The sequence below is a fragment of the Cyanobium gracile UHCC 0281 genome (genome assembly GCF_034931305.1).
In the GTDB taxonomy this organism is placed as follows: Bacteria; Cyanobacteriota; Cyanobacteriia; order PCC-6307; family Cyanobiaceae; genus Cyanobium; species Cyanobium gracile_A.
Map to the genome: position 1 here is coordinate 1 of NZ_JAYGHY010000093.1, position 5912 is coordinate 5912.

General features: G+C 65.9%; 6 protein-coding genes and 1 pseudogene. 4 read left to right on the forward strand and 3 right to left on the reverse strand.

The window, feature by feature from the left end:
* Positions 1–98: 98 nt before the first annotated feature.
* Positions 99–407, reverse strand: a complete 309-nt coding sequence (locus VB739_RS15875) for an Asd/ArgC dimerization domain-containing protein (protein WP_323357993.1) — start codon at positions 405–407, stop codon at positions 99–101.
* Between VB739_RS15875 and VB739_RS15880 the strand changes: the two are divergent.
* Positions 352–510: pseudogene (locus tag VB739_RS15880) on the forward strand (hypothetical protein); the annotation flags it as partial. The gene VB739_RS15875 and the pseudogene VB739_RS15880 sit on opposite strands and share 56 nt — an antisense overlap.
* On the forward strand, positions 507–1370 hold the full coding sequence (locus VB739_RS15885; protein WP_323357994.1) for a glycosyltransferase family 2 protein: 864 nt from the start codon (positions 507–509) through the stop codon (positions 1368–1370). The pseudogene VB739_RS15880 and the gene VB739_RS15885, both read left to right, overlap by 4 nt.
* Here the strand turns inward: VB739_RS15885 and VB739_RS15890 are convergent.
* Together VB739_RS15890 and VB739_RS15895 are read right to left on the reverse strand one after the other, a co-directional pair.
* A complete protein-coding gene (locus VB739_RS15890; RefSeq protein ID WP_323357995.1) occupies positions 1354–2313 on the reverse strand; it encodes a glycosyltransferase family 2 protein in 960 nt (319 codons plus the stop codon). The two genes, VB739_RS15885 and VB739_RS15890, sit on opposite strands and share 17 nt — an antisense overlap.
* A gap of 36 nt (positions 2314–2349) precedes the next feature.
* On the reverse strand, positions 2350–3648 hold the full coding sequence (locus VB739_RS15895; RefSeq protein WP_323357996.1) for a hypothetical protein: 1299 nt from the start codon (positions 3646–3648) through the stop codon (positions 2350–2352).
* Positions 3649–3826: 178 nt separating this feature from the next.
* Here VB739_RS15895 and VB739_RS15900 point away from each other — a divergent pair, with 178 nt between their 5' ends.
* Positions 3827–5089, forward strand: coding sequence for a CCA tRNA nucleotidyltransferase (locus VB739_RS15900; RefSeq protein WP_323357997.1), 1263 nt, complete (start codon positions 3827–3829; stop codon positions 5087–5089).
* 63 nt (positions 5090–5152) lie between these two features.
* Entirely contained in the window at positions 5153–5788 is a 636-nt protein-coding gene (locus VB739_RS15905; protein WP_323357998.1) for a hypothetical protein, read from the forward strand.
* Positions 5789–5912 lie beyond the last annotated feature (124 nt).

Here is a 5912-nt window from a genome sequence, read left to right on the forward strand (position 1 = left end):
AGCATGGCCCCTCATATGTTCTTATTTTGTTCTCATTTGCAAGCGAAAAAGGACTGTGATCCTAGACCGCGTTCAAAACGGCAGGAAAAACAGCCTGTTCAGGCCGTGGCGCGCACCAGCAGCCCCTGGCGATGCAGTTCCTCGGCGATCTGCACCGCGTTCAGTGCGGCGCCCTTGCGGAGATTGTCGGAGACGCACCAGAAGGCCAGGCCATGCGGCACCGTCAGGTCGCGGCGCAGGCGGCTGACATAGACCGTGTCCTCCCCGGCGATCTCGGCCGCGGTGGCGTAGCCGCCATCCTCCCGCCGATCCAGGATGATGACCCCCGGCGCGTCCCGCAGCGCGGCCCGCGCCTGGGCCGTCGGGGATCGGGTGCGGCACAGCAGCTTCGGCGAGGGCCACGTCACCCACCTGTTCGGCAGCGGTGAGAAGACCTCCATCGCCGTCAAGTTTGAGGGCATGGGGCCGAAGATCCTCGATCCGCGCCTGGCCCCGATCGAGCCCGTATGACCCTGCCGCTGGTCGCCGCCGTGGTGCCCACCCGCAACCGCCGTGAGCTCAGCCTGCGTTTCCTGGAGCGCATGGTCGCTCAGACCTATCCGGCCCTCAGGATCGTGGTGGTGGATTCAAACTCCAGCGACGGCACCGTGGCAGCGATCCGCCAGCAGCATCCGCAGGTGACGGTGGTGGCGGCCGGCGACCAGGATTTCTGGGCCGGTGCCACCAACCGCGGCGTCCGGCGGGCCCTGGCGGCCGGCACCGACTACGTCCTCACCATCAATGACGACGCGGTGGTTTCTGAGGATTATGTGGAGCGGATGGTGGCCCTGGCCCAGCGCCACGGCTGCGGGATCCTGGGCAGCCGCATTGACCTGCTGGCCGAACCCGGGCGGATCTGGACCCTGGGCACCCGCACCGACTGGGGCACGGACCGGTTTCTGCGGCTGGCCCATCATGACGAGCTGGCCAGCCAGCTGGATCCGGCGCTGGCGGCCGCCGAGGTGCTTCAGGCCGAGGCGATGCCCGGCAACGGGGTGCTGATCCGCCAGGACGTCTTTCGTCGTGTCGGGCTCTACGACGCCCTCTGGTTGCCCCACTACCACGCCGATTCCGAGTGGGTGATGCGGGCGGTACGCCGTGGCATTGCCGCCAAGGTGACCCCGGCCATCGTGGTGCTCAATGACTTTGGCGAGGCACAGAAACGCCTGCCCCTGGGCAGCCTGCGGGGTCTGCTGTTCACCTTCTTCCATCCCAAGTCCCACCTCTACCTGCCGGCGGTGGCGGCGATTCTCTGGCGCTACTGCCCCCCCGCCCAGCGTTGGCCCACCCTGCGGGCCCTCGGCGGGCGTTTCCTCAGGATGAAACGGTGAAGGAGGTGCGTGGATGGAACAGGCCGGGGCGCCGCCGCAGCCGTCGCCAGCACCAGCGCAGATAATCCCCCACCCCCCACCAGCGACCTTGGGCCCGTGCCGGGTCGGAGAGGCAGAAGCTGAGGGGGCGTAGGGCGTAGTACAGCAGGTTCAGCCCCAGGGCCAGCGGTGTGGCGTGGCGGTGCAGGAAGTACAGCTTGCTGAAGGTGGCGTGCTGGTACTTGGCCCGGGGGGCCCGCTGGGTGATCGCCGAGACCTGATGCTCCACCAGCACGGCCTGGGTGACCCGCAGCCGATAGCCCAGCCGGAGGTGGCGCTCGGAGATGTCGGCGTCCTCGTAATCGAGAAAGTACTGGGGGTCGAATGCGGGGCAGTCCCGGAAGATCCCCAGCCGGAAGAGCATGCTGCAGCCGGATATCCAGCGGGTGGGCCAGGTGCGGACCGGGGAGGGGCGGCAGTCATCGCCAGGGAAGCGGTGGCCCAGCTGGCCGGTCCAGCGGTTGAAGCTGCCGTGGCTGAACCAGACCTCGCCCCGGGGATCCCGGATCCGGGTACCCAGCATGGCGATCTGATCGTCGTCACGCAGGCATTGCCTGACGTAGGCGATGGCGCCGGCATCCAGGCGTGCATCGGGATTGATCAGCCAGGCCAGGGCCTGCTTGTCGGTCTGCCAGACATGGCGGAGCCCCAGGTTGCAGCCGCTGCCGAAGCCGAGATTGGCGCCCGCCTCGATCAGCTGCACCGGCAGGGGGATGGAGGAGGCCTCGATCCATTGGCGCAGACTTTGATCGGATGGGGAGTTGTTGATGATGATGAACCTGATGGAGCCCAGCTCCTCCCCGCTGGCCATGGTGGCCTCAATCAGAGTGCGTATGTAATCACCACAGTGATAATTCACTGTGATGAAGTAGATGGTGGCGACGCTGTCCAGTGGGTTCGCCATCAACCGGCCTTCGTGGCCCCGCGATCGATACGGGTATCATTCATAGGTGGAGGGATAGATGAAGGTGCCTGTGATCCCCTTGATCGCGGCTTCACGCAGCCGGTTGTCGTAGCTGAGTGGCACGCCTCGGCTGTACATGAGATTCCTGAACTCGTCAACCAGGCGCTCAACCTGGGCGCTCTCCCCGACGCCCAGGGACTGGCGGACCACCTCGCGGAACAGGCTGATGGCCTGGGCCATGGTGTAGCTGCCGGCCGTGCAGAGATCATGCTTCACGAATGGGCAGTGAAGATAGACCGGGTAGAGGAAGGCGGCGATGTGGCTTGGGTTTCCATTTTCGATCAGGTCGGCGACACTGTATAGCTGTGCTCCTGTGAGTTTCTCGTGCTGATCACTCAGCAGCATCAGCTGCTGCAGGGAATAACCGATCTTGCGCCGCTGGGACGTGCGAGCTGGGGAGGGCATGAGCCTGAGGACCTCCTCGGCGGGTACACCACCTTCGGCACGAAAGTGACTCTCGAGCGCTTCCTGGAGCTTGTCGCTTGTGTAGAGAGTGTCCACGGCGGGAAAGCGCCGATACACCATTTGGGAGAGGGCAATCTCTCCGTTGTAGATGCAATGGCCGCGGTGGGAGAGGAACTGGTAATTCTTCCAGAACTGCAAAAACCACCTGGAGCGGAAAATCTCTGGCTTGAGAACCTGGAAATAGGATTGGTAGTGGGTCTGGATTTGATGGCTGATGTGGCTGAACAACGCCTGCTGCCCGGAGCTGGCGAAGGCATTCAGGGAAGAAACGAGCGCTTGAGCGTTGCGGCCCGGGATGAACTGCATCGAATCATTGGCAATGCAGAGCAACTGGCAGCGCTCCAGATGCCCTTCGCTATGAAGCAGCAGCACCCCATCCCTGAAGCCACCGAAATCACGGCCGATGTTGCGCCGATCAAACACGCGCCAGCACAGACCCTCCAGGAGGGCGCCATCCTCAGGGTCGGTGCGCTCGTTGTTGATGTAAACAACCGCAAAACCCGCCTCTTTGAGCGTCTCGATGTATGCCCTGTTGGAGTTGGTCAGCCTTCTGGCATAGGCAATGAACAGGGCGATTCGCTCTGGGGTTCCCGGTAACGCCTTGGAGCTGCTGGTGGCGCCAGCTCTCTCCACCTCGCCGTGACGATCAATCGGTCGGAGGCGCTTTTCAGGCGAGCTGCGACGCCCATCTCTGCCAATCCAGAAGTCGATCTGGGCCTGAACATAGTTGCTCAGGATGAATATCTTGATCTTGATCTTCTTCCATAGGCCTAAGGGAGCCTTGAGGACTTTCTTGAAGCTGTCAGTCATACTATGCGACCCTTGATATGTGGGCCTGATTCTGCAGGCCGCAGCTCAGCTGGTGAGCATCAATCATTGGCCGTCAGGGCTGCAACGTGACCATGATTCCCCGATCGCCAATAGGTACGATGTCGACTGGCCGAGTGTACCGTGCGCCTTCTGGATGCCGCTTGATGGCCTTGTCGCGATGACGGCCTCCGTGATCGATCCAAAGGATCTCTGCCTGCCTCCCCGGCTGCTGGCTGTGTTCCACCAGTCAAGCGACTGTGCGGTGCTGGCCGTCGTGGGTGGCGCCGTACGGGATCTGCTGCTGCATCGGGTGCACCTTGATCCCCTTCGGGGCCTGCCTGACCTCGACTTGGTCGTGGAGCTTTCCCCGCAGGCGGATCCGACTGATCGGCGGCCGGCGGCCCATCGCCTGGCCGAGACGCTGCTGGAGGACATGCCGGCCGCGGCGGTGGGCTTCTGCCAGTTCCATCGCGCCTTCGGCACTGTTGAACTGGAGCTCGACGGGATCCGGCTGGATCTGGCCTCGGCCCGCAGCGAGACCTACGCGGCTCCAGGGGAGAACCCCATCGTGTCCTACGGCTCCCTCGAGGACGATCTGGCCCGCCGGGACTTCAGCATTAACGCGATGGCTCTGGTGTTCGCCGTCCCCGGGCCTGGACTGCGCCTGCTGGACCCTCACGGTGGTGGCGCCGACCTGGCCCTCCGCCAGCTGCGGCTGCTGCATGACAGGAGCCTGGAGGACGACCCCACCCGGATCGTGCGGGCCGCCCGCTACGCCGCTCGGCTGGGGTTCACCCTGGCGCCGGAGAGCCTGGAGCAACTGCACGCCACCCTGGTTCGCTGGCCCTGGGGGCCACGCGGGGGCGCTGGCCGGGTGCCCCCGGCCCTGGGCACCCGGCTGCGGATGGAGCTGGAGCTGCTGCTCGATCGGGAACCCTGGGAGGAGGCCCTGGCCTGCCTGCAGGCCTGGGGCGCCCTCGTGCTGGTGGATCCGGCCCTGCAGGCTGATACCAGCTGGCGCCGCCGCCTTCGCTGGGCCCGGCGCAGCGCCCTACCGCCCCTGGCGGCCCTGCTGGCCGTCAGTCAGGCAGCCACAACCGTGGCGACAAGGCTTCAGCTGCCCCACGGGCAGCAGCGGCTGCTGGCGCAGCTGGCCCAGCTTTGTCAGGCCTGGCGAAGTTGCGAGGTGGCGCCCTGTACCGCCCTGGACTGGAGCACCTTTCTGGAGCGGCCGGGATGGTCCCCCGAGGCCGTCGCCCTGGCTCTGGTGAGCGGGGCGCTCCCCCGGCGCCCCCTGCTGCGCTGGTGGTGCCGCTGGCGCCATCTGACCTCCTCGGTGGCGGCGGCTGACCTGATCGCCGCCGGCCTGCGGCCAGGACCTGCCCTCGGGGAGCGGCTGCGCCAGCTGCGGGCCGAGCGGCTGCGGCTTGAGCGGGTCTGAGCCGATCCGGCGGGTGGGCGAAGGTCCCTTAAGGTCTCGATCCAACGGCTTCCCCTGCGCCGAATGGCTGCGCTGACCGACCCGTTTGCCCCGTTGCTGCTGGCCATCGCGGCGCCGCTGCTGTGGGGATGGCGCTGGCGCCGTCCCACCTGGCAGGCGCTTCTTCTGGGGGTGGGATCCTGGGCGGCCATCGGCTGGCTGTCCCTGCTGCCGGGGGGGCCAAGCCTTCGGCAGGCCTACGGGTTGCTGGTGGGGCTGGACGTGCTCCTGGTGGCGGCGGCGTTGGTCGTACGGCCGCGCCGTTGGCGCGAGCGGCTGGCGGATCGGGCCCTGTGGCGGCCGTTGCTGGCGGTCCTGTCGCCTGCCCTTGTGTGCGCGGTGGCCCTGGGCTGGCGCGGGGTGATTCTGGAATTTCCCTCCGATGGATTCGTGTACTACGCCACCTATTTCGGCAGCGATCTGCTCGATACGGTGCGACTCGATCCATTGCGCTACAGCGCGCCGGCCAACTGGTTCTTCACGGCGGCCAGCTTCCTGTTCGGATTTCCTGAAGCACTTGAGCCGTGGCGGGCCAGTCTGCTGGCGGCACTGAACACCTTTCTGGTACTGCTCGCCAGCTGCCAGCTCAGCCTGCGGCTCACCGGCAAGGTGGCCTTCTGCTGGCTCACGGCCCTGCTGTTTCTGCTGGGTATGGGGTGACGTGACCCCCCTTACTGGTCCAGTTCTTCTGAGAGCTGGTGGGTAGTCAGGCCGCTCTCCACTGCTGGAGGGTCTCCAGGGGCGTACGCCCCTGGAGCGCCGAATGCGGTCTGTAAGTGTTGTA

Bases quoted from the DNA above. Each gene is read 5' to 3' on its own strand.
- VB739_RS15895 (WP_323357996.1), bottom strand. From the start codon at position 3,648: ATGACTGACAGCTTCAAGAAAGTCCTCAAGGCTCCCTTAGGCCTATGG.
- VB739_RS15905 (WP_323357998.1), top strand. From the start codon at position 5,153: ATGGCTGCGCTGACCGACCCGTTTGCCCCGTTGCTGCTGGCCATCGCG.
- VB739_RS15900 (WP_323357997.1), top strand. From the start codon at position 3,827: ATGACGGCCTCCGTGATCGATCCAAAGGATCTCTGCCTGCCTCCCCGG.
- VB739_RS15890 (WP_323357995.1), bottom strand. From the start codon at position 2,313: ATGGCGAACCCACTGGACAGCGTCGCCACCATCTACTTCATCACAGTG.
- VB739_RS15885 (WP_323357994.1), top strand. From the start codon at position 507: ATGACCCTGCCGCTGGTCGCCGCCGTGGTGCCCACCCGCAACCGCCGT.